The 20,981-nt window shown below is 61.3% G+C and carries 15 protein-coding genes and 1 pseudogene; 9 read left to right on the forward strand and 7 right to left on the reverse strand.

Annotated features, from left to right (window positions below; genetic code table 11):
* The first annotated feature begins 34 nt into the window (after positions 1-34).
* Both HB780_RS16520 and HB780_RS16525 read left to right on the forward strand, forming a co-directional pair.
* A pseudogene (locus HB780_RS16520) lies at positions 35-960 on the forward strand (pseudouridine-5'-phosphate glycosidase).
* A gap of 322 nt (positions 961-1,282) precedes the next feature.
* Positions 1,283-1,534, forward strand: coding sequence for a hypothetical protein (locus HB780_RS16525; RefSeq protein WP_183693734.1), 252 nt, complete (start codon positions 1,283-1,285; stop codon positions 1,532-1,534).
* A 159-nt stretch (positions 1,535-1,693) separates the two neighbouring features.
* On the opposite strand, the gene cckA is transcribed toward HB780_RS16525, so the two are convergent.
* Positions 1,694-4,309, reverse strand: a complete 2,616-nt coding sequence (gene cckA / locus HB780_RS16530; RefSeq protein WP_183693735.1) for a cell cycle histidine kinase CckA — start codon at positions 4,307-4,309, stop codon at positions 1,694-1,696.
* A gap of 290 nt (positions 4,310-4,599) precedes the next feature.
* Between cckA and HB780_RS16535 the strand changes: the two genes are divergently transcribed.
* A complete protein-coding gene (locus HB780_RS16535; RefSeq protein WP_183693738.1) occupies positions 4,600-5,442 on the forward strand; it encodes a flagellar biosynthetic protein FliO in 843 nt (280 codons plus the stop codon).
* Between the two features lie 101 nt (positions 5,443-5,543).
* On the opposite strand, the gene dksA is transcribed toward HB780_RS16535, so the two are convergent.
* Positions 5,544-5,963, reverse strand: a complete 420-nt coding sequence (dksA, locus tag HB780_RS16540) for an RNA polymerase-binding protein DksA (RefSeq protein ID WP_183693741.1) — start codon at positions 5,961-5,963, stop codon at positions 5,544-5,546.
* Positions 5,964-6,243: 280 nt separating this feature from the next.
* Here dksA and HB780_RS16545 point away from each other — a divergent pair, with 280 nt between their 5' ends.
* The 4 genes from HB780_RS16545 (at position 6,244) to HB780_RS16560 (ending at position 10,086) form a co-directional block, all read left to right on the forward strand.
* Positions 6,244-6,735: a SixA phosphatase family protein gene (locus HB780_RS16545; RefSeq protein ID WP_183693744.1), complete on the forward strand. Its 492-nt coding sequence runs from the start codon at positions 6,244-6,246 to the stop codon at positions 6,733-6,735.
* A gap of 126 nt (positions 6,736-6,861) precedes the next feature.
* Positions 6,862-8,337 (forward strand): YcjX family GTP-binding protein, encoded by a 1,476-nt coding sequence (locus HB780_RS16550; protein ID WP_183693746.1) that lies wholly within the window; start codon positions 6,862-6,864, stop codon positions 8,335-8,337.
* The gene (locus tag HB780_RS16555) at positions 8,334-9,422 is read left to right on the forward strand and encodes a YcjF family protein (RefSeq protein WP_183693750.1); all 1,089 of its coding nucleotides are present in this window, start codon (positions 8,334-8,336) and stop codon (positions 9,420-9,422) included. The genes HB780_RS16550 and HB780_RS16555 overlap by 4 nt, the downstream gene beginning before the upstream one ends.
* Before the next feature lie 112 nt (positions 9,423-9,534).
* Positions 9,535-10,086: a hypothetical protein gene (locus tag HB780_RS16560; protein WP_183693753.1), complete on the forward strand. Its 552-nt coding sequence runs from the start codon at positions 9,535-9,537 to the stop codon at positions 10,084-10,086.
* A gap of 62 nt (positions 10,087-10,148) precedes the next feature.
* Here HB780_RS16560 and folK read toward each other — a convergent pair whose 3' ends face one another.
* Genes folK through folP form a run of 3 tightly spaced genes read right to left on the reverse strand, consistent with a single transcriptional unit; the run spans position 10,149 to position 11,816 of the window.
* Entirely contained in the window at positions 10,149-10,667 is a 519-nt protein-coding gene (gene folK, locus HB780_RS16565) for a 2-amino-4-hydroxy-6-hydroxymethyldihydropteridine diphosphokinase (RefSeq protein ID WP_183697181.1), read from the reverse strand.
* Positions 10,660-11,022 carry a dihydroneopterin aldolase gene (folB, locus tag HB780_RS16570; RefSeq protein WP_183697178.1) on the reverse strand — a complete coding sequence of 121 codons (363 nt, stop codon included), beginning with the start codon at positions 11,020-11,022 and terminating at the stop codon, positions 10,660-10,662. The genes folK and folB overlap by 8 nt, the downstream gene beginning before the upstream one ends.
* Positions 11,023-11,027: 5 nt before the next feature.
* Positions 11,028-11,816, reverse strand: coding sequence for a dihydropteroate synthase (gene folP / locus HB780_RS16575; RefSeq protein ID WP_286203209.1), 789 nt, complete (start codon positions 11,814-11,816; stop codon positions 11,028-11,030).
* Positions 11,817-11,993: 177 nt separating this feature from the next.
* Between folP and HB780_RS16580 the strand changes: the two genes are divergently transcribed.
* A complete protein-coding gene (locus HB780_RS16580; RefSeq protein WP_183693759.1) occupies positions 11,994-12,614 on the forward strand; it encodes a DUF922 domain-containing Zn-dependent protease in 621 nt (206 codons plus the stop codon).
* Between the two features lie 372 nt (positions 12,615-12,986).
* Here the strand turns inward: HB780_RS16580 and HB780_RS16585 are convergent, their stop codons facing one another.
* Positions 12,987-13,307 carry a 2Fe-2S iron-sulfur cluster-binding protein gene (locus HB780_RS16585; protein WP_183693762.1) on the reverse strand — a complete coding sequence of 107 codons (321 nt, stop codon included), beginning with the start codon at positions 13,305-13,307 and terminating at the stop codon, positions 12,987-12,989.
* Between the two features lie 149 nt (positions 13,308-13,456).
* A complete protein-coding gene (locus tag HB780_RS16590; RefSeq protein WP_183693764.1) occupies positions 13,457-13,825 on the reverse strand; it encodes an Hpt domain-containing protein in 369 nt (122 codons plus the stop codon).
* Positions 13,826-14,317: 492 nt separating this feature from the next.
* On the opposite strand from HB780_RS16590, the gene HB780_RS16595 reads away from it, so the two are divergent.
* Entirely contained in the window at positions 14,318-20,974 is a 6,657-nt protein-coding gene (locus tag HB780_RS16595; RefSeq protein ID WP_183693767.1) for an apolipoprotein A-IV repeat region-like domain-containing protein, read from the forward strand.
* Positions 20,975-20,981: the final 7 nt, after the last annotated feature.

The following is a 20,981-nucleotide window of genomic DNA, read 5'->3' on the forward strand; positions in this document are numbered from 1 at the left end:
TCGTATTTCCTGTTTCAGCCGATTGGACTAGACCATGACCAAGCCCATTTCCCCCTGCTACCGATCTCCTATTCGAAGGAAGTTGCCGCCGCCAAGCTGCGTGGCGCACCGCTGGTGGCTTTGGAATCGACCATCATCACCCACGGCATGCCCTATCCCGGCAATATCGAGATGGCGCAGAGCGTTGAGGCGATCATCCGCCAGGAAGGCGCCGTGCCGGCAACGATCGCCGTAATCCACGGCGTTCTGCATATCGGCCTGGAGCCGGCAGAACTGGAAGCGCTCGCCAAGACAGAAGGCGCGATGAAAGTATCCCGCGCCGACCTCGCCTTCGCCATCGCTGAGCGCCGCACGGGCGCAACAACCGTCGCCGCGACGATGATCGCTGCTGCCCGCGCCGGCATCAAGGTTTTCGCCACCGGCGGCATCGGCGGCGTGCATCGCGGCGCCGAGGAAAGCTTTGACATCTCCGCCGACCTGGAAGAACTCGCGCGCACCGGCGTCATCGTCGTCTGCGCAGGCGCCAAGGCGATCCTCGACATTCCGAAGACGCTGGAAGTGCTGGAAACCCGTGGCGTCCCGGTCGTCACCTACGACAGCGCCGAATTCCCGGCCTTCTGGTCGCGCGCTTCCGGCCTGCCGAGCCCGCTGACGCTCAACAGCCCGGCCGCGATCGCCAATTTCCAGGTGACCCGCGACCAGCTCGGCATCGACGGCGGCATGCTGATCGCCAATCCGGTACCGGAAGCCGCCGAGATCCCGCGCGAGGAGATGGAGATCTATATCGAACGCGCGCTGGACAGCGCCGAACGCGACGAAATCGTCGGCAAGGCGGTCACTCCCTACCTGCTCAGCACCATCTTCGACCTCACCGATGGCCGCAGCCTGAAGACCAACATTGCGCTCGTCGAGAACAATGCACGCCTCGCCGCTGAAATCGCGGTTGCTTTGGCGGAATAACGAGAACTACACGACGGTTGTCGGACACAGCGTCGCTCATCAGGTCAATGTGAAGAGACCGAGAGCGGCGCGCAGTTCGGCAATCGTCGCCTCGGTCCGCTGCATTGCCTTCTGCGTGCCCTGCCGCAGCCAATCCAGGACACAAGCCGGATCACGGCGGCAAGGGTCGATTTCAAGAAATGACGACTGCCGCTCCTAGAAGGAGCGCCACCACATCCGCAGATTGGGATTTGCAAAGTCGATCATGGTTGCGTGATCCCACGGATTGGATGAAAATGGCAATGGGAACATCGAGATTTCCCGGCCGTCCTCAGGAGTTTACATGCAACTCGATGATAATCTCTTGATTTACCCCATGCCTAGTCTCGTCGCCACGCTACTTAACGCGGAAACATCAAAAGGCAGACCTTTGATCGAGGAGGAAGTGATCTTCATAAGAGACAATTGCCCTTCCATCGCCGTGCCTCGTGAGGTCGCTCTAAAAATAGACGAGGAACGAGGCTACAAAGATATCGACCTAGAAAAGGCCTGGGAGGAATGGCAGGAAGCACGGAAGCTTCTTGTTGGCGACTAACATAACGTCCCCTTGCGGCGCGAAGAGTCAGGCGCTTCCAAGCCGAAAGAACCCCGACGCCAATAACCCGCTGCAATCGACGCCACCAAATCAGGTGTTGTGTCGCAATGCTATGGCATTTCAACTTTGCGGAACGTCAGATATTCGAAAATTGTTTCATTAGTGATCCAGCGCCTCCCTGACGACAACTGCAAGCTGCTTCAGCGAGAACGGTTTCGGCAGAAAGCCGAATTTGGCATCGGCCGGCAGATTGCGGGCAAAGGCGTCCTCGGCATAGCCCGAGACGAAGATGAACTTCATATCCGGATATTTCTTGCGCAGTTCTCCCAGCAGCGTCGGTCCGTCCATCTCCGGCATGACAACGTCGGAAACGACGACATCCACCTGGCCGTCGAGCTCTTCCATGATCTCGAGCGCCTCGACGCCGGAGCCGGCCTCGTAGACAGTGTAGCCGCGCGTCTCGAGCATGCGCTTGCCGCCGCGACGGACTGCCTCTTCGTCTTCGACCAGCAGCACGACGGCCGACTTGCCGGTGAGATCCGCCGGCTCTTCCGGCGGAACGACAGCGGCGACGCTCTGGTCCATCGCTGAGATATCGCGGCCCTCGAGCGTCTGGCCTTCCGTCAAGGCTGGCATTTCGACAATATGGCGCGGCAGGAAGATGCGGAAGGTCGTGCCCTTGCCGACTTCCGATTCCGGATGGATATAGCCGCCCGACTGCTTGATGATGCCATAGACCATGGCAAGGCCGAGGCCGGTGCCCTTGCCGACTTCCTTCGTCGTGAAGAAGGGCTCGAAGATCTTGTCCATGATCTCGGGAGCAATACCCGTTCCGGTGTCGTTGACCTCGACCAGCACCATCTCCTCATGCGGCAGATAGGCATAGTTGAAGGCGGCAACATCCATGGCCGGCAGATTGCGGGTGCGCAGCGTCAGCGTCCCGCCACCCGGCATGGCGTCGCGGGCGTTGACGCAAAGATTGATCAGCACCTGCTCGAACTGCGATAGATCGGTCTTCACTGGCCAGAGATCACGGCCGTAGTCGACATCTAGCTTCACATGCGTGCCCGACAGCAGTCGCTCCACCAGCATGCGCAGATCGCCAATAACGTCTGTCAGATTGAGGATCGACGGCCGCATCGTCTGCTTGCGCGAGAAGGCAAGCAATTGCCGCACCAGCACAGCGGCACGGTTGGCATTGCGCTTGATCTCCATCAGATCGGCGAAGCTGGCATCGGCAGGCCGGGCTTGCAGCAGCAGATGGTCGGAAGACAGCAGGATCGCCGTCAGCACGTTGTTGAAATCATGCGCGATGCCGCCGGCAAGCGTGCCGACCGCATTCATCTTCTGCGTCTGCGCCATCTGCGTTTCGAGCGCTTTTTGCTCGGTCACTTCTACGGCATAGACGATGGCTGCTTCCTCAGGCGCCTCATCGGTCTGGTCGATAACGGCGTTGATATAAAAGCGGAAATGCCGCGTGTCGTCCTTCGGATTGCGGGAATCGATCGGCGGGATATCGCCCTGCCGGTCCTTGGCGGCGGCCAGCGCATCCTTGAGCCTCGGGCGATCGCTTTCATTGACGATCGTTTCAAGCGCCGCCCCGCGCTCGATATCGTCGCGCGATACGAGATCGGAGAAGAGCTTCAGGAATGGCGCGTTCGTGCGCAGGATGCGCCCAGCACCATCGACTGAAGCGATCGCCATAGGTGTGTTGTTGAAGAAGCGGCTGAAACGCATCGCTGCGACGGACGCCGACTGGTCGTTGTCGCCGCCATTCTGGCGCGTCAGAACGATGGTCCGGCTTTCGCCCGGCGCGCCGTCGCGCATCGAGGTGACACTGTGGACAATCTGCACCGGTAGGCTCTGGCCGTTGGCGCGGCGCAGGTCCAGATCGAGCGTCACCGTCTTTTTCAGCCCCGGTTCGGCCTGGACGGACTGGATCAGCGTCAGGCCCTCGCCCGCAACGAGATCGCCGACGCTCATCGAGCCTGGCGTGAATTTGGTGAGATCGAAGCCCAGCCATTCGGCAAGCGTCGCATTCAGATAGAATATCTCGCCTTTGCGCCCGGCCGAGAAGAAACCCGCCGGCGCATGATCGAGATAGTCGATGGCGTTCTGCAGCTCCTTGAAGAAGCGCTCCTGGTCATCGCGTTCTGACGTGATGTCGGTGATTTGCCAGATATGCAGCGCCTTGCCGCGTCCTTGCTCCGGCGGCAGAACGCGCGCCTTCAGGCGATACCAATGCGCGCCATTGCCATTGCCTTCCGCAAGGCCAAGCGGCTTCAGCAGCCGGAATTCCTCGGACCCCTCCTTGCCGTCGCGTAGGCCATTGGCCAGGCGATAGAGCGCCTCGTTGGATTCGCGGTTGCGCGATAGCAGCGTTTCCAGCGATTGCACCTCGGTCGCCTTGGCCGCGCCCGTCAACCGGCCGTAGGCGGTATTGGCGTAGATGATGCGGCCCTTTTCGTCCGTGATCAGTGTGCCGTCCGGATGGCTGTTCAGGAAAGAGCGCGCCAGGCTGTCGGACTGCGTCTGTGGCATCACCTCGACGAAGCCGATGATCGACGACACGAGAAAGAAGATGCCGACCATAGCAAGAATTCCGAGCCCGCCGAGGACGGCCTCGTTGTCGAGCTGGTCCTTGAAGACCACAAAAGCAGCCGCCGCGGCCACCAATACCAGCGCCAGCAGGATGATGCGCAACACGGTGCCCGAACGAACCCCGCGGTCCACCAGCGGTACGCTATACTCGTCGGACGGACGCTGCTTCGTCATAGACCCCTCGTCTCCGTCCTCTTCCTTGTCGCGTCGTGCACTTGACGGATCACCAGAATCGGAGCTTTCGAATCTTCTTTAGCAATTTGCCGCCTCAGCAAAAAGCTTTGCGGAGACAGAAAGGCTTGTATTCACAAGGAAGAGCGCTGGACAGCGAACGATCCTATCTTGCCTCGAAGGTGGACCTGTCCATATGATTGCCTCATATCAGGACAAAGAGGAACGCGCGCGGCCAGTCGTATTAGCACGGCAAGGCCGCGACATCGGGGTTAATTACGGAGTATCTCGACATGTGGGACGAAATCGCCGGGGCCTATGGCAGCCGCTTCCTTCTTGCAGCCGGTGGGGTGGGCATTGCCCTTCTCCTGTTGATCGGCATCCTTTGGATCCTGCGCAGCCGGGCGCCGTCGCCCTTCGTGCGGGGTGGAAAGAACCGCCAGCCGCGCCTGCAGGTGCTGGATGCCGCCGCAGTCGATGCCCGCCGCCGCCTCGTGCTGGTCCGGCGCGACGGCATCGAACACCTGATCATGATCGGCGGCCCGACCGATATCGTCATCGAATCCGGTATTTCCGATCCAAGCAAAGCCGCAGCACAGACGCCGATCCCGGTCGAACTGCCGGCGGCTCAGGAACTCCCACGCCTTGAGCGTCAACCGCCCGAGCCCGCAGAAGCCAGGATTGAAGCCTACCTGAATGCCGAGCCGACCATTGCCATCGAGCCAATAATCGCGCGCCCGCAACCTGTTGCAGCACAGCCGCCGCGCGCGCAACAGGCTGCGGCAGCCGTGCTAAGCGAGGCTGAAGCAGCCGAGATACTGGACGCGGCACGTCACGTCGTCCTGCCGCCCGAACCGCCGCGCCCCGCTTCCGCCGCCCCGGTGGTGGCCGCGCCACAGGCGCGTGAACCCGGCAGCGATTTCCAGCGCGTGCTGGAGGCGGAGATGGCAAACAACCTCACCGCCGAACGGATCATTCCGAACGCGCAGCCGCAGCAGCAAATACAACAGCAACCCGCAATCGCCCCCGCTCAACGCCGCGACCCGGAACTCGCACCGGTCACCGGCTCGGACGCAGCACTTCAGAAGGAAGTCGCGCGCATTTTCGGCGAAATGAGCGTCAACCGCGATAAGTAATCGGGATACCGCCGCAACAAGCTCTGCGAACACAAAAAAGGCACGGCGGAGATTTCCGTCGTGCCTTCATTTTTTGCAGTCCTATTTCAGCCGGACAGTAACTATTCGTCTTTATAAACTTTTTCGCGGCGCTCGTGGCGCTCCTGTGCTTCGATCGACAGGGTAGCGATCGGACGAGCGTCCAGACGCTTTAGGCCGATCGGCTCGCCGGTTTCTTCGCAGAAGCCGTAGGTACCTTCATCGATGCGTTGCATAGCAGCATCGATTTTCGAGATCAGTTTCCGCTGGCGGTCGCGAGCCCGGAGTTCAATGGCCCTGTCGGTTTCCGAGGAAGCCCTGTCGGCGAGATCGGGATGGTTTGCGCTTTCTTCAGCCAAATGCTCAAGCGTTTCGCGCGCTTCTCTTAGGATATCATTTCTCCAGGCGACTAACTTCGCTCGAAAGTAGGCCCGTTGACGCGAATTCATGAACTCCTCGCTTTCCGAGGGCACATACTCGCTAAGATCGATCTTCTCACTCAACGCGATTCTCCTGAAGAACATCTCATATGGCCGGGTGTATATCCCAACCGATAGTGTCGGTTCAAGCCAAATAGACGCTGTAAACTGATTTTTAATTTTGTCATAAAATTCAGCTAACGGTCTATTTTTTCATCATATTCTTGCAATATCGAAATTGTGCTGTCGTTGTAACCTTCGCGTGAGGGCTCGCCAAGTAGCCGCGTCATCAATAGTTCCGCAGTTGACGGCGCATGGGATGAAACGTTACGTCAAAGGATAAATCCAGCATGGGAATATCGCCATGACCAGCATCTCACCGCCGCCCTCCAGGATTTACCTGTTGCGTCATGCCCAGGCTCAGCACGCCGCCCCCGGCCAGCGGGATTTCGACCGTCCGCTAAGCGATAATGGCTATGCGGCGGCCGAGATCGTCGCCGACAAAGCCGCCGACAAGGACTACAAGCCGGACCTCGTCATCTCCTCGACGGCACTGCGCTGTCGCCAAACCGCCGATGCAGTCCGCCGTGCCATGACCCCGCCTCCCGAATTCCGTTTCGTCGATGCGCTCTATAACGCTACGCCGGACGTCTATCTGGAACTCATCTCCTCACAGGCAACCGAAGGCTCCGTAATGCTGGTCGGCCATAACCCGGTCATCGAGCAGACGCTCGAGGCCCTGATCGGCCATGACGCGCTGATCGCCGCCCTGCCCAGCGGCTTTCCGACCGGCGGTCTTGCCGTGATCGACGCCACATCCTCGGGCTGGGTCCTGACGGAATTCGTTACCGAATAGGGCCAGTTGGAAAATAGCAGGCCAGGCGATGATTTAGCGAGTTTTGATCTATAAAGCCTGCTCATCTTTTCGGCGCTTGCATTGCTTCCTATATTGACGACCACGCTGTCATTCAGGGATCCTACCTTGCCGCCAAGCCTGACCTCCTTCACGGACGACGCCCGGATCGCCTTCGACAACCTCGTCGACCGCACAACGGGCCTCGTCAATCCGACCATTCGTCTTGGCGTCACCGGCCTGTCGCGCTCGGGCAAAACCGTTTTCATCTCCTCCCTGGTACACAATCTGCTGAATGGCGGACGCCTGCCGCTGTTCGAGCCGGTGCAATCCGGCCGCGTCTCCGCCGTACGCCTGGAGCCCCAGCCGGACGACGCCGTGCCGCGCTTCCAATACGAGGATCACATCCGCGCACTGGTGAAGGAGCGCATCTGGCCGGATTCGACGCGGGCGATCTCGGAGCTGCGCATCACGCTGGATTACCAGAGCGCCAGCGGCTGGAATCGGCTGTTCTCGCCCGGTCGCCTCTCCATCGATATCGTCGACTATCCCGGCGAATGGCTGCTCGATCTGCCGTTGCTCGCCAAGGATTTCCGCACCTTCAGCGAGGAGACGCTGGCGCTGGCGAAAACTGGCGTGCGCGCCGAACTCTCTCAAAAATGGCTGGCGATGACGCAAGCCACCAACATTGCCGCACCCGCGGACGAGATGACGGCGCGCGATCTCGCTTCCGCCTTCGCGGACTATCTCAAAGCCTGCAAATCCGATGAGCGCTCGCTGTCGACCTTGCCGCCCGGCCGTTTCCTTTTGCCCGGCGATCTCGATGGCTCGCCGGCGCTCACTTTCGCGCCCTTGGCGCTTCCGGTCGAGACTTCCGCCCAGAAAGGTTCGCTCTGGGCGATGATGGAGCGGCGCTACGAGGCCTATAAATCCGTCGTGGTGAAACCCTTCTTCCGTGAGCATTTCGCCCGCCTTGACCGCCAGATCGTCCTCGTCGACGCGCTGCAGGCGATCAATCGCGGTCCGGAGGCCGTGCAGGATCTCGAACGCGCACTGACGGATGTGCTCGCCTGCTTCCGACCGGGAACCAATTCCTTGTTGTCGGCTCTGCTCGGCCGCCGTATCGACCGCGTGCTGGTCGCCGCGACCAAGGCCGATCACCTCCATCACGAAAGCCATGACCGACTGGAAGCCTTGACCCGCCGCCTTGTGGAGCGCGCCATCGACCGTATCGGCATGGCCGGCGCCGGCATCGACGTCATGGCGATCGCTTCGGTGCGCGCCACCCGCGAGGCGACAGTCAAACGCGACGGCCAGACCCTGCCCGTCATCGTCGGCACACCGATGGATGGGGAAACGATCGGCGGCGAGCGCTTCGACGGCAATCGCAAGACGGCGGTCTTTCCCGGCGACCTGCCGGAAAATCCGCAATGGCTGTTCGATGCGCTTGAACCCGGCGCGACAAATGTCCATCTGCCCGAGGTGAACGTGGTCCGCTTCCGTCCGCCGGAGCTGGACGAGACCGGCGGCGGCATCAAACTCTCCGTGCCGCATATCCGCCTCGACCGCGCCATGCAGTTCCTGTTCGGAGACCGCCTCGCATGACGAAGCCGACAGAAGACGATCCAAAGGGCCTCTCCCGCCGTCCCGCCGCCTTTTCGCTGGAGCCGGAGGCGCCAAGGGACGGTGGTCACACCAAAACGGCAGCAGAGACACCGCGCCGCAAGCCGCAGAGTTTCGACACCGAGATCGTTCTGACACCGGACGAAGAGGATCCTTTCCTCAGCCCTGCCCTTACCGCATCGGATGCAGAAGCCGCCATTGCCGCGCCGCGCCGCCGCAGATTCTCCTTCGGCAAGGTCGCGCTCAGCGCTTTCGGCATTCTCGTTTCGCTCGCCTTCGGCCTGTGGACAGACGAATTGATTCGCAATCTGTTCAGCCGCGCCGATTGGCTCGGCTATACGGCGTTGACCGTACTTGCCATCGGCATCCTCGCTGTCCTTGCCATTGTCGTACGCGAAACGGCCGGCATGATGCGGCTTGCGGCAGTACAGACGATCAAGGCGGAGGCTGACGCCGCTATTATCGAAACGCGACCGGCGCGCGCCAAAGCCCTTGTTCAGCGCCTCTGCACGCTTTTGGAGGCCAATCCGGCGACAGCGAAGGGTCGCGCCACGTTGAAAGCCGCCGAAGACGATATCATCGACGCGCCGCACCTCATTGACCTCGCCGAGCGCGAATTGCTCGGTCCGCTCGACCGCCGCGCCCGCGCGCTCATTCTCGGCGCCTCGAAACGCGTCTCCGTCGTCACCGCCGTCAGCCCGCGCGCGCTCGTCGATATCCTCTATGTCCTCTACGAGTCAGCCAAGCTGGTGCGCGCCATGGCGGAACTCTATGGCGGCAGGCCCGGCGGGCTCGGCATGATCCGGCTGATGCGCGACGTGCTCGCCCACCTCGCCGTCACCGGTTCCATCGCCGTTGGCGACAGCATCGTGCAGCAGTTGATCGGCCACGGCCTTGCCTCGAAACTCTCGGCCCGGCTGGGCGAAGGCGTCGTCAACGGCATGATGACGGCGCGCATCGGCATCGCCGCCATGGATCTCTGCCGGCCCCTGTCGTTCAAGGCATTGAAACGGCCGGGAATCGGCGATTTTGTCGGGGACCTCACCCCGAACATTACCGGTCGCTGAATGCTTTAAACGCCCACGAAAGCGGCTTTCTCCTTCATAAGAAACCAAGCATTAACCATTCTAATGCAAAAGTAGACATCAGTTTCAGGTTCCTCTTCGTTAGGGAATGTCCATGTTTTCGCGCCAGTTTCTTCTTGTTAGCGGCTTTGCCGCCGCGGCTCTTTCCTTAGGTGCCTGGGTGCATTCAGCCGATGCGGGATCCCGTGATAAAGCCTTCTTCCAGTCCGTCGCCGGCTCCTGGCGCGGCCCGGGCGAGATCGTCGCCGGCAAATACAAGGGTACGAAATTCACCTGCAATCTGACCGGTCAGCCGCTCGACAGCGGCGCGAGCGGCGTCAAGCTCGACGGCACCTGCCGCGTCGGCGTCTTCCAGCAGCCGATGTCGGCCGAAATCACCCAAAATGGTGGCAGCTATAGCGGCAAATTCCTGGATGGAGCGGCGGGCAAGGGCCTCGACATCACGTCTGGCACCGTCAGTGACGGCACTGTAGTCCTTGGGCTCAACCGCCAGAAGCTGAACGGCGCGATGATCGCCCGCGTCACCGACAACAAGTCGATGAACGTCACGATCTCGGTCAAGGTCGGGGAACAGATGGTACCGGTGATCGGTGTCACACTGCAGCGCGCCGATGTCGACCAGATGGCCGTGGGATCGATCCAGTAAAATACTGGCCTATCGTTATTTATGGAAAAGCCGGCAGATGCCGGCTTTTTTCGTTTCGTGGCTCAGGCCGAGCGCCACCAATCGCGGTTTTCGTCGGCAATCTCGATGCCCTGCACGTCCACCGTGCTCAGCCAATCCCTCACCGCTTTCCCTTTGACCACGAGAGCGGCGGCGATATCCGCAAGCGGCATCATCACGAACCCCCGTTCGGTCATGCGCGGATGCGGGATGGTCAGCAAAGGTTCGACCTGCTCGACATCGCCATAGGTCAGGACATCAATATCGATGGTCCTCGGCCCCCAACGCTCGAGCCGCACCCGCTTCATCTCGCGCTCGATATTCAGGCAGACATCGAGCAGCGCTTCCGGCGACAGCGTCGTATCGACGGCGGCGCAGGAATTATAGAAGAAGGATTGGTCGGTATTGCCCCATGGCGGCGTGCGGTAGACCCTCGAGACTGCGACAACGCGGCAGTCGGCGCGCGCATCGAGCATCTGCAAGGCAAGCGCCATGGCCCGCACGGGATTGTCGAGGTTGCCGCCGAGGCCGAGAGTGGCGCGCGTGAAACCAGCTTCAGGCAAAGTGCTCAACGCTCACCTGCACATAATCGAGAACGCCCGGAACCGGCGCATTCGGCTTGCGCACAGTGATCTTCGCCCTGCGAATGGTCGGAAAACGCCGACACAATTCCCTGGCGACGTCGAGAGCCAGCGCTTCGATCAGATAGCGGCGACGGCCGGTGACGATTTCCTCGATGACGCTGAAGGCGATGCCGTAATTGACGGTATCGACGATCGAATCCTTATCCAGCGCATCGCCTCCGTCGACATCGAGTTCGGCATCGACGAAGAAGCGCTGGCCGAGGAATTCCTCTTCATCATGCACGCCGTGGCGAGCAAAGAAGGCACAGTTCTGAAGGGTGATGGTGTAGATCATTTCGCTCATGGCGTCCTGCCGCCTAATTTCGCCCGTGTCCTAAGGATAGCATCCGCGACCGCCAGTGCGTCCCTGTTGATTGCGACATTGTGTACCCGAAAAATCGCGGCTCCCTGCAAACGCAATATAGCGCTGGTCGCCGCCGTCCCCACATCCCGCTGCGACGCCTCGCGCCCGGTAATCGCACCGACGAAACGCTTGCGCGACGTGCCGGCCAGCAGGGGTAATTCGAAGCGCAGCAGCGCGGTGAAGCGCGCCATCAACTCCAGATTCTCCTCGTTATCCTTGGCAAAACCGAAGCCGGGGTCGAGCACGATGTTCTGCCTGCTCACGCCGGCCGCCGCGGCAATATCGAGCGATCGGCTCAGAAACAGCACCTGGTCGTCGATGACATCGGTGAGCTTCTGACGATCGCGGCCGGTATGCATGATGCAGAGCCCCGCGCCCGTCTGTGCCGCCAACGCCGCAATCTCAGGTTCTCGTTGTAAACCAAAGATATCGTTGACGATATGCGCGCCGGCGCCAATCGCCAGCCGTGCCGTATCGGCGCGATAGGTGTCGATGGAGATCAGCGCATCCGTCTTGCCGCGCAACGCCTCGATGACGGGCAGCACACGCCCCTGCTCTTCCGTGGCACTGACGGCGGCCGCGTTCGGCTTGGTCGACTCCCCGCCGATATCGATGATATCAGCTCCCTCCTCGACGCAAGCGAGTGCATGGGCGACCGCCGCATCGACGGCCTCATAGTGACCGCCGTCGGAAAAGGAATCAGGCGTCACGTTGACGATCGCCATGACGACGCTCTGTTCGCCGACATCGAGGCTGCGCCCGTGCGCAACATGCCAGCTATGGCTGCGAAGCTCCGTCACGAACCGTCCATCCCATTGAAAACAAAAAAACCTCGCGCCCGATATTGCGCTCGCAGTGGCTATGCCGCAAGCTTGATCGAAGTTCAACTGGTAGCAGCATGAATGCCGTTTGCATCCCGCCACATCCGCTTGCCGCTTATCCTGTTACTTCTGTGCGGCATTTCCGGCGTAGCGCAGGCAGAGGTGATCGCCCACAAATCCGTCTCCTATTTCGATATCAAGGGCAGCGGCGCCGATACGCTCGATGCGTCATTGAATGCGCGCGGACCGCTCGCCATGGGCTCCAGCAGCCATCATCCCGGCGCCACGAAAATCCGCTTCGGCGGCAATGCAACCTATGTGCAGAGAGACGGACGTTGCCATATCGCCGGCGTCAAGATCACGGTCGATACCGAAATCATCCTGCCACGCTGGCGCGACCGGCGGCATGCGAGCCGGCAGCTATCGATGATCTGGGATACGCTCTCGGCGGACATCCGGCGGCACGAGGACCGGCATGTAGACATCGCGCGCCAGCATGCACGTCGGATGGAACAGGCGATCCTCGCCCTGCCGCCAGCCAGGGATTGCGATACGCTTCAAGACAAAGCGAACGACGCCACCGCGCGGGAAACCGAACTCCATGACAAGGATCAGGCCCGATTCGACCGAATCGAAGCGCTGAATTTCCAGAATCGCATGCAGCGGCTGCTGACCTATCGCAGCCAGCGGCGTGGCGAATAAGGGTCGCCAAGGCGGTTTTCCACCAAAATCATACTTTGATCACAGCCACCTGTGTGAAAACTGTCACTATTAGCTGTGAATCGTTCACCAGTTTCACTCTTTGAACTTTACGAGAATCTAAAACAGGTTCTTCCTAGTAGTTACAGCGCTGATCCGATGCTGGCGGATCTAAGGGCGAAAAAAAAAAAAGCTTTTCGCAAAGACCTGTCAGAGTTCTGCTCTTAACGCATATATCCAGGTGTTCTCCTGGCGCGTCCTCAAACCACAGGTGTTTCCTCCCTTGCCTGTTGGTGATGCGCCCGCCTTGCCTCGCTCGCTGCGACAAGCTGAGCGAGGCATCTTTTGCCAACAGTATGAAAAGATTGCTGCCTATCAAGCCTGACGTTCGGGAACGTGCACGACAAGACCGTCGAGCGCCTGCGTTACCTTGATCTGACAGGAGAGCCTTGAACTCGGACGAACGTCGAAGGCGAAGTCCAGCATATCCTCTTCCATCGGCGCCGGACCGCCGACTTTCTCCACCCAGTCCTCATCGACATAGACATGACAGGTGGCGCAGGCACAAGCGCCGCCGCATTCGGCGTCAACGCCAGGAACGGAGTTGCGAACGGCATTCTCCATCACTGTGGAGCCATCGTCGGCAGTGAGGTCAAAACGCGTGCCGTCGAAAGCGACGATGGTCAGTTTGGTCATGTGAATGAATTCCGGTATTCGTGTTTCAAGGATGATCCGGAATTTTTCTTCCACCAATTCCCCGAGGCAGTCAACATTTGCGCCGCCGAAACGGCTGAAACCGTTTGGCGGCGCAATGAGAAGAATCTTTGGTGTCCGGCAGTCTCAGTTCAACGCGACAGCTTGAGAATGAAGTTCTCTGCCTCGATGACGCAGGTCGTCACCTTCGCCATGCAGGAAGCGTCGCCGGCATCGCTTTCGAGCGCATTGGCGGCATCCGCCACCTTGAAGGCGCCGACCGCACTGGCGGCACCCTTCAGCCGGTGCGATGCAGCCAGAATGCGTTTGCTGTCGCCGCTACCGATTTCCTGCAGACAGGACCGGGCCTGCCGGGCAAACATCTGTAGCACTTCCACTTCCAGGGCCTTGTCGCCCATCGTCTGCTTCGCCAGGTGAACCAGGTCGATCGCCCGCTCCCGCGACGGCGCCGCGCCGCGCGAATTATCCGGGGCCTCGAACGCGATATTCAATGCTGCCATGTGCCAACTTCCCGTCTTATCTATCTATGACTTCTTTGGGATCTGCCGCATGCTTGCGGCCTGCTGATGGCCATCGAGTTAAATTTTGGCACATTCAGGACGCAAATCTCGCGACATGGTTAACGCGCGTTAAACATGGCTGAATTATTAGATTTTCAACGGGTTCCGCAGTCGAAAAATGTTAACAACAGCTTAATGTCACAGTGGGGCGGCGGTGGAATTAATTGTCACGCTAGGGGGAATGTGTCACTACGATACTGTTAAATTGGGTTTATGGCACATGCCTTTGCCCAAAAAGTGGATGGTGGTAATGTTTTCATACCTTCCGTTTGATAAAGCGGGTATCCACCCTGAAATGTAATGGGAAATCCATCTCGACATCAGTCGAAGACGGGTGACCTCGCGGGAGGCAGGGTTCGTCTTTTCCGGACGTGGCGGATTTTCCGGAAAAGACACGGCAGGCCCGACTGAGTTGTAACGAGGCGTAACCGTATGGCGAACAAAAAGTACATCGAGTCGATCGAGGACAAAGCCTTTCAGGCATTGGACGAAGCTTTACAGATCGATTTCAGTGAGGATAGCTTGGAGTCTCGCGGCGGTTCAACGCCAGATGCCCCGGAGGCAAAAGTGTCTGAGCCATCAAATCCGCCTGCAGCACAGCCCCAAGAGGATACGGCCCGCAAGGCATCCGCAGCGCGCAGCACTGCCGCAGCAGCGGCTCGCCCGGCCGAACAGCCGAAGACCCCGGTCTTTGCTCCTGCCAATGACGCCAACCGCGCCAGCCCGGCGAGCATTCTGAAAGCTCTCGACGGCGGCTCCCAAAGCAACGCCGTCCGCAATGCGACTATCTTCTCGTTGTTCTGGATCATCGGCGGGGCCGGCCTCACCTTCCTGCTTTACGGCGATCAGATCCGTAGCATCCGCACCCTCGCCGATCTCGCCGCCCTTCCCGGCGTCATCGCCTGCATCATCGGCATCGTCGTTCCCGTCCTTCTGTTCTACGCCTTTGGCATGATGATTTCGCGTGCCCAGGACATGCGCAACGCCGCCCGCTCCATGGCGGAAGTGGCCCTGCGCCTCGTCGAACCTGAAACCGTCGCCTCCGAGCGCATCATGACGGTCGGCCAGGCCGTGCGCCGCGAAGTCTCGGCCATGAACGAAGGCATAGAGCGGACCATTGCCCGCGCCACCGAGCTTGAGACGCTGGTTCACACCGAAGTCAACGCGCTGGAGCGCAGCTACGCCGACAACGAATTGCGCGTGCGCGGTCTCGTGCATGAACTCGGCTCGGAGCGCGACGCGATCGTCAACCATGCCGAACGTATTCGCTCTTCGATCGTTGGCGTGCATGAGCAGATCCGCGAAGATCTATCGCTGGCGACCGAAGAAATCGCCGTCCGCCTGTCGACCTCCGGCGAGGCCTTCGCCTCGATGATCGACACGCGCGCCGCAACGCTGATGGAGACATCCGACGCCGCCGTGGACGCGCTCGGCACCCTGCTGTCCGCCAAGACCGACAGCCTGCTGCAGAACCTGAACGCCTCCGGCTTCGCGCTGAGCCAGGAATTCGATGCACGCCTGGAATCCCTGTCTTCCACCCTCGCCGAACGCGGCAAGGAATTGGTGGGCCAATTCGAGACCCGCGCATCGACACTCGATGCCAATACCGAGAAGCTGAACACCGCTCTCAATGAGCGCGCCCGTCAGCTCAACGAAACGCTGGTCGCCCGCACCCGCGAAATCAGCGAGAGCCTGACCGGCAGCGAGCGCTCGATCACCGGCACGCTCGACGCAGTTCTCTCCAAGCTGAACAGCAGCCTCGACGAAAAGGGCGCGAGCTTCCGCCAGAGCCTGCAATCGACTGCCGACGATACCATCATGGATATCGACCTTCGCTCTGGCTTCTTCGAGGAGCGCTTCCAGTCGACCGTTGCGCATCTTTCGACCACGTTCGATGAACGTGTCTCCGAATTCACCTCCGCCTTCGACAAGCGTGCCGGCTCGCTGGATAGCAAGCTGTCGGAAAGCCTGGCGCGGATCAACGAGACGCTCGGCGGCGGATCGGATGCCATTGACGGTATTCTGACCTCCAGCATCGATCGCCTTGGCTCGTCGCTGACCGACCAGTCCTTCGCCCTGGCAACAACGTTCGCCACCAGCCAGGAACTGCTGGAAAGCGCAATCGGCGACAAGGCCGGTGAAATTGCTACCGCTCTCCAGGGCGCGACGACGCATATTTCCTCGGCCCTGACTTCCGGCACCAGCGAGATGAACTCCACCCTCGCCGCGCATGCCGGTGCCTTTACCTCTGCCGTACAGGGCGTGACACGCGATGTTTCGACCGCCCTCCAGAGCGGCACGGAAGAGCTCACCTCGGCCTTCGCAGGCCGCTCCGCCGAACTGAACGATACGCTGGCAGCTCATTCCGGTGAATTCACCAAGTCCGTGCAGACGGCTACGTCGGACATCTCCTCTGCGCTGAACAAGGGCACGAGCGAGCTCACAAATACATTCCTCGGCCGCGCCAACGAGATCAACAACACGCTCTCTGCCCGCACAGGTGAAATCACCCAGGCGCTGGGTTCCGCGCATGAACATATCGATACCGTCATGGCCGAGCGCAGCAGCGCTCTGTTCGGCGCCCTCTCCGACCACCAGACACGCTTCGAGCAGACCCTGGCCGAGCGCTCGGCTGGCATTCTCAATGCCGTCAGCGGCACCCACGAAAACCTGACTTCGGCTCTCGATGAGCGCACATCGAAGCTGACGAATTCGCTTTCCGAAAGCCAGCTTCGTCTCGAAAATACGCTCGCAAGCCGTGCCGACACCTTTGCCAATACCGTCGCCGACACACACAGCAAGCTCGCGGACACGCTGGACGACAAGGCCATGGCTCTTGCCATCGCTCTCTCCGATGGCCAGTCACGCATCGAAGATACACTGAACAACCGTGCCGAAATCCTGACCAGCACATTGGCCGATACGCATGCCAAGATCGCCGATACTTTCGACGATAAGGCCATGGCCCTTGCCATTGCACTCTCGGAAAGCCAGGCACGGCTGGACGACACCGTTGCAGGCCATGCCGAAGCGGTCGCCAATACGATGGACGGCAAGACCAAGGCACTCGCCGCCGCATTGACCCACGGCCAGTCGCGCCTCGAGGAAACCTTGGCGCATCGTGCCGAAGCGATCACCAACGCCTTCTCAGGCAACCACAACGCCGTTGCCGACACGCTGGATCAGAAGGCCGTCGCCTTGGCCGCCTCGCTGGCCGATACGCAAGCACGCCTGGAAAATTCGCTTTCCAGCCGCATGGATGCACTCGCCGACACCGTCGCCGGCACGCATGACAAGATCGTCAACAGCCTCGACGACAAGACGCTGGCGCTTGCCATCGCCCTGTCCGACAATCAGGCCCGGATCGAGGAAACGCTGGCAAACAGCGCAGACGCAATCGCCCAGTCGATCAATCATGGCCACGCAGCTCTGACGGACACACTCGACGACAAGAGCATGGCATTCGCCATCTCGCTCGCCGAAAACCAAAGCCGTTTCGAAAGCACGCTCGAAGCCCGGGCCAATGCCCTGCTCGACAGCGTATCCGGTGCGGAATCCCGCGTCGCCGGCGCCTTCGGTGACAAGGCCGAAGCCATTCGCGCCGCCTACACCGAAAATCAGGAGCGCCTCGACCGTTCGCTCACCGCCCATACCGATGCACTCTCAGGCCTGCTCGGCAGCAGCAGCGACCGTATCGAAACCGTCGTCGGCGGCTCGGCCGAACGGGTCGAGAAGGCGCTCGGCGCCGGTCTGTCGCAAATGGATGAGAACCTTGCTTCCGCCTATGAGCGCATGCGTTCCACCCTGGACGATCGCAGCAACGCTATCAGCGTGACGCTACGCGACGCCCATGCCCAGATCGACAATACCCTGATGGAACAAGCGACTGCGATCGGAACTTCGATCGCTACCAGCGCCAGCATGCTGGAAATGTCGCTCGAGGATCGCGAAGCTTCGCTGCGACAGACCATTGATGCCAGCGCGAAAACGCTTGAGGAGCGCCTGCACAGCGGCGCCGGCGATATTGCCGGTCGTATCCAGCAGGCAGCCGGCGATATCCAGCGTTCGGCCGAGGGCTTCTCCACCAACCTCAACCAGTCGGTCGACGGCATGACCAGCCGCTTTGCCGAAACCGGCTCGCGCGTCGAAGCCAGCCTGTCTGCCCTCGAAAATCGCATTCACGAAGGCGTCGGCGGCGTTGCCGCTCAGGTCGATGCTGCCGGAAACCGCCTGTCTGACACGCTGGCCAGCGGCGCTGCCCGCATCGACAGCAGCGGCGGCGATGCGGCGACCCGCCTCACCTCCGCGCTCGACGAGCGTCTGGCAACCTTGGCCGAAGCACTCGACAGCCGTACGACCCATCTGAACCAGGCGCTCGAAAGCGGCAGTGCCCGCATCGAAGAACGTCTGTCGACCATGGACCGGGCGCTGAACGTCGGCCTCGAAGCCGTCAACCGCACCATCGAAGGCAAAGCCACCAACCTCGCCACGACGCTGCGCACCGCCGTTGCCGATGCCGCTCAGGGCATGGACAGCGAAGCCACGCGCACTGCCGATCTGCTCGCCCGCACCGGCCAGCAATTCGCCGACGACCTCGGAAACCACAGTGACGCCTTCACCCGCGTCATGAGCGAGCGTTCGGAAGAAATCGTCGGCCGCGTCTCCGAAACGCACAATCGTCTGGCGAGCCAGGCAGCTGCCGTCGCCCAGACCTTCTCGGAAGCCGGCAACGCGATCGTCAACAAGGTCGCCGAAGCCGAGACCCTGGTCGGCAATCAAGTCAACGCCATCTCGCAGGCGCTGTCTTCCGCCGAACAGTCGCTGGAAGCCCGTGGCTCTGCCATCCGCAACACGCTTGCCGGCGGCAGCGAACAGATCGCCTCCACCATGGCGCAAGTCGAGCGCGCGCTCGACGAACGCAGCAATGCGATCCGCTCTAACCTGGAAGCGCGCGCCAACGAGATCAATGCGACGCTTGCCGATGTCGACAAGGCTCTGGAAGCGCGTGGCACGTCGATCCGCACCTCGCTTGACGAACGCACCCGCGAGCTCAATTCCATGCTCGCCGGCCGCTCCAGCGAACTGTCGCGCCTGATCGATGAAAAGGCCCGCCCGATCGTTGACCGCTACGCCGCGACCGGCCAGGAAGCAGCAGCGCTCATCACACAGGCCGCTCAGGAAAGTACCGACCGCCTGCGTGCGGAAAATGCAGCCCTGATCGACGCCATCGCATCGCGCACCAATGATACGCTGGCGGCAATCTCCGCCCGCACCGAACATGCCACCAACACGGTCAGCTCGCTGGAAAACAACCTGCTTGCTAGCGTCAACGGCATCATCGAGCGGCTGGCGGACAATAACTCAACCATCGTTGGCATGCTGCACAATGCCGCTCAGGAGTTCGCCGCTGTCGACGACCGCCTCAGTGCCACGTCCGTCCAGTTTGCCGACTCCGCGTCGAAGGCCGGCGAAATGGTCTCTGCTTCGACCCGCCTTCTCGAAGGCAAGGTTGACAAGCTCTCGGACATCTCCGGCAAGACGCTGTCGCAGGTCGGCGGCATCATTGGCCGCTTCGACGAGCATTCCCAGGTGTTGACGCAGGCCTCCCAGCTTCTGGGTGCCGCGCAGTCCAACCTCGTCTCGACGCTGGAAGAACGCGAAACCGCGCTGCAGAACCTGTCAATCGGCCTGGTGCAGCGCTCGGAAGAGATCGAGAACACCATGCGCGCCCTCGGCAGCATGGTGGAGACCGCATTCGACCGCGCCGAGCAGCGCTCCAATCAGGTCACCGGCAATCTGCGTCAAGGTGTGCAGTCCTCCTTCGCCGATATCGGCCGCGTTCTTTCCGATGCGGAAAAGCGCGCAGAAGAGGCGGCCGAGACTATGCGCGGCACGCTTCAGAAGGCCGGTGAGGAAGCCAACCAGACCATCGAGAGCACCTTCGCCAATGCCGAGCGCCGCTCGGGCGATTTGACGAACCGTCTTCGCGGTGGCCTCTCGGCTTCGATCGCCGATGTCGAACAGATGCTCAGCGAAGCCGGCAAGTCCTCGGACGGTGCCGCTCAGCAGCTCCGTGAAACGCTGCGTGTTGCCGTCGACGACGCTGTTGGCCGCTTCTCCGGCGCGACCGATGAAATCCGCCGTTCGGCGGGCGACATTCGCCGCGAGCTCGACCTCACCCGCAGCGAACTGAAGCGCGGCGCCTTCGACCTGCCGGAAGAAGCCAAGGAAAGCGCGGCCGCCATGCGCCGTGCCGTCGCCGAGCAGATCAAGGCCCTGCAGGACATTTCGCAGATCGTCGGCCGCTCGACGCAGCACCTCGAAATCTCCGAGCCGACGGCCCGCGCGATTACCGAAGCACAGCCGGCCCAGCGTCCGCGTCCGGCCGCACCGGCGCCAGTCGCCGCTGCTCCGGCTCCCCGGCCTCAGCAGCCTGCTCCGCAGGCACCGGTCGCTCAGCAGGTAGTACCGCAGCCTGCCCCACAACAACCGGCTCCGAAGCCGCAGCAGCCGACGATCGAGGCTCTGGGCCTGCGCGGCAGCATCGCCGCCGAACGTCCCGTCGCTCCGCAGCCGCGTCCGGCCGAAACGCCGGTTCCCGCCCGCCAGGAAACGGCTGGCGGCGGCTGGATCAGCGATCTCCTGCGTGGCGCATCGCGCGATGAAAATGCCGACCTGCAGCCCGCGCGTCAGGCCACGCCCCGCGCACAGACGGAATCGACACCCGCCGCACGCAATCCGCGCCATGTGGTGGAATCGCTGAACTCGCTCTCGGTCGACATCGCCCGCGCCATCGACCACGACGCCTCTGTCGACCTGTGGCGCCGTTATCAGCGCGGCGAACGGGATGTCTTCACACGTCGTCTCTACACGCTGAAGGGCCAGCAGACCTTTGACGAGATCAAGCGCAAGTACGACCGCGAACCTGAATTCCGCACCGCCGTCGACCGCTACATCGCCGATTTCGAAAAGCTGCTGGCGGACGTCGCCCGCACCGACCGCGACCGTACCGTCACCCAGTCCTACCTGACCTCCGACACCGGCAAGGTCTACACCATGCTGGCCCACGCAGCAGGCCGTCTGAGCTGATTGGTCA

The organism is Rhizobium lusitanum, assembly GCF_014189535.1.
Classification (GTDB): Bacteria; Pseudomonadota; Alphaproteobacteria; order Rhizobiales; family Rhizobiaceae; genus Rhizobium; species Rhizobium lusitanum_C.

Excerpts from the sequence above, each read along its gene's own strand:
- folB (WP_183697178.1), bottom strand. The coding sequence starts at position 11,022 with ATGATCTACACCATCACCCTTCAGAACTGTGCCTTCTTTGCTCGCCAC.
- cckA (WP_183693735.1), bottom strand. The coding sequence starts at position 4,309 with ATGACGAAGCAGCGTCCGTCCGACGAGTATAGCGTACCGCTGGTGGAC.
- HB780_RS16560 (WP_183693753.1), top strand. The coding sequence starts at position 9,535 with ATGTTTTCGCGCCAGTTTCTTCTTGTTAGCGGCTTTGCCGCCGCGGCT.
- folP (WP_286203209.1), bottom strand. The coding sequence starts at position 11,816 with ATGGCGATCGTCAACGTGACGCCTGATTCCTTTTCCGACGGCGGTCAC.
- HB780_RS16535 (WP_183693738.1), top strand. The coding sequence starts at position 4,600 with ATGTGGGACGAAATCGCCGGGGCCTATGGCAGCCGCTTCCTTCTTGCA.
- HB780_RS16580 (WP_183693759.1), top strand. The coding sequence starts at position 11,994 with ATGCCGTTTGCATCCCGCCACATCCGCTTGCCGCTTATCCTGTTACTT.
- HB780_RS16525 (WP_183693734.1), top strand. The coding sequence starts at position 1,283 with ATGCAACTCGATGATAATCTCTTGATTTACCCCATGCCTAGTCTCGTC.
- HB780_RS16585 (WP_183693762.1), bottom strand. The coding sequence starts at position 13,307 with ATGACCAAACTGACCATCGTCGCTTTCGACGGCACGCGTTTTGACCTC.
- HB780_RS16590 (WP_183693764.1), bottom strand. The coding sequence starts at position 13,825 with ATGGCAGCATTGAATATCGCGTTCGAGGCCCCGGATAATTCGCGCGGC.
- HB780_RS16545 (WP_183693744.1), top strand. The coding sequence starts at position 6,244 with ATGACCAGCATCTCACCGCCGCCCTCCAGGATTTACCTGTTGCGTCAT.
- HB780_RS16555 (WP_183693750.1), top strand. The coding sequence starts at position 8,334 with ATGACGAAGCCGACAGAAGACGATCCAAAGGGCCTCTCCCGCCGTCCC.
- HB780_RS16595 (WP_183693767.1), top strand. The coding sequence starts at position 14,318 with ATGGCGAACAAAAAGTACATCGAGTCGATCGAGGACAAAGCCTTTCAG.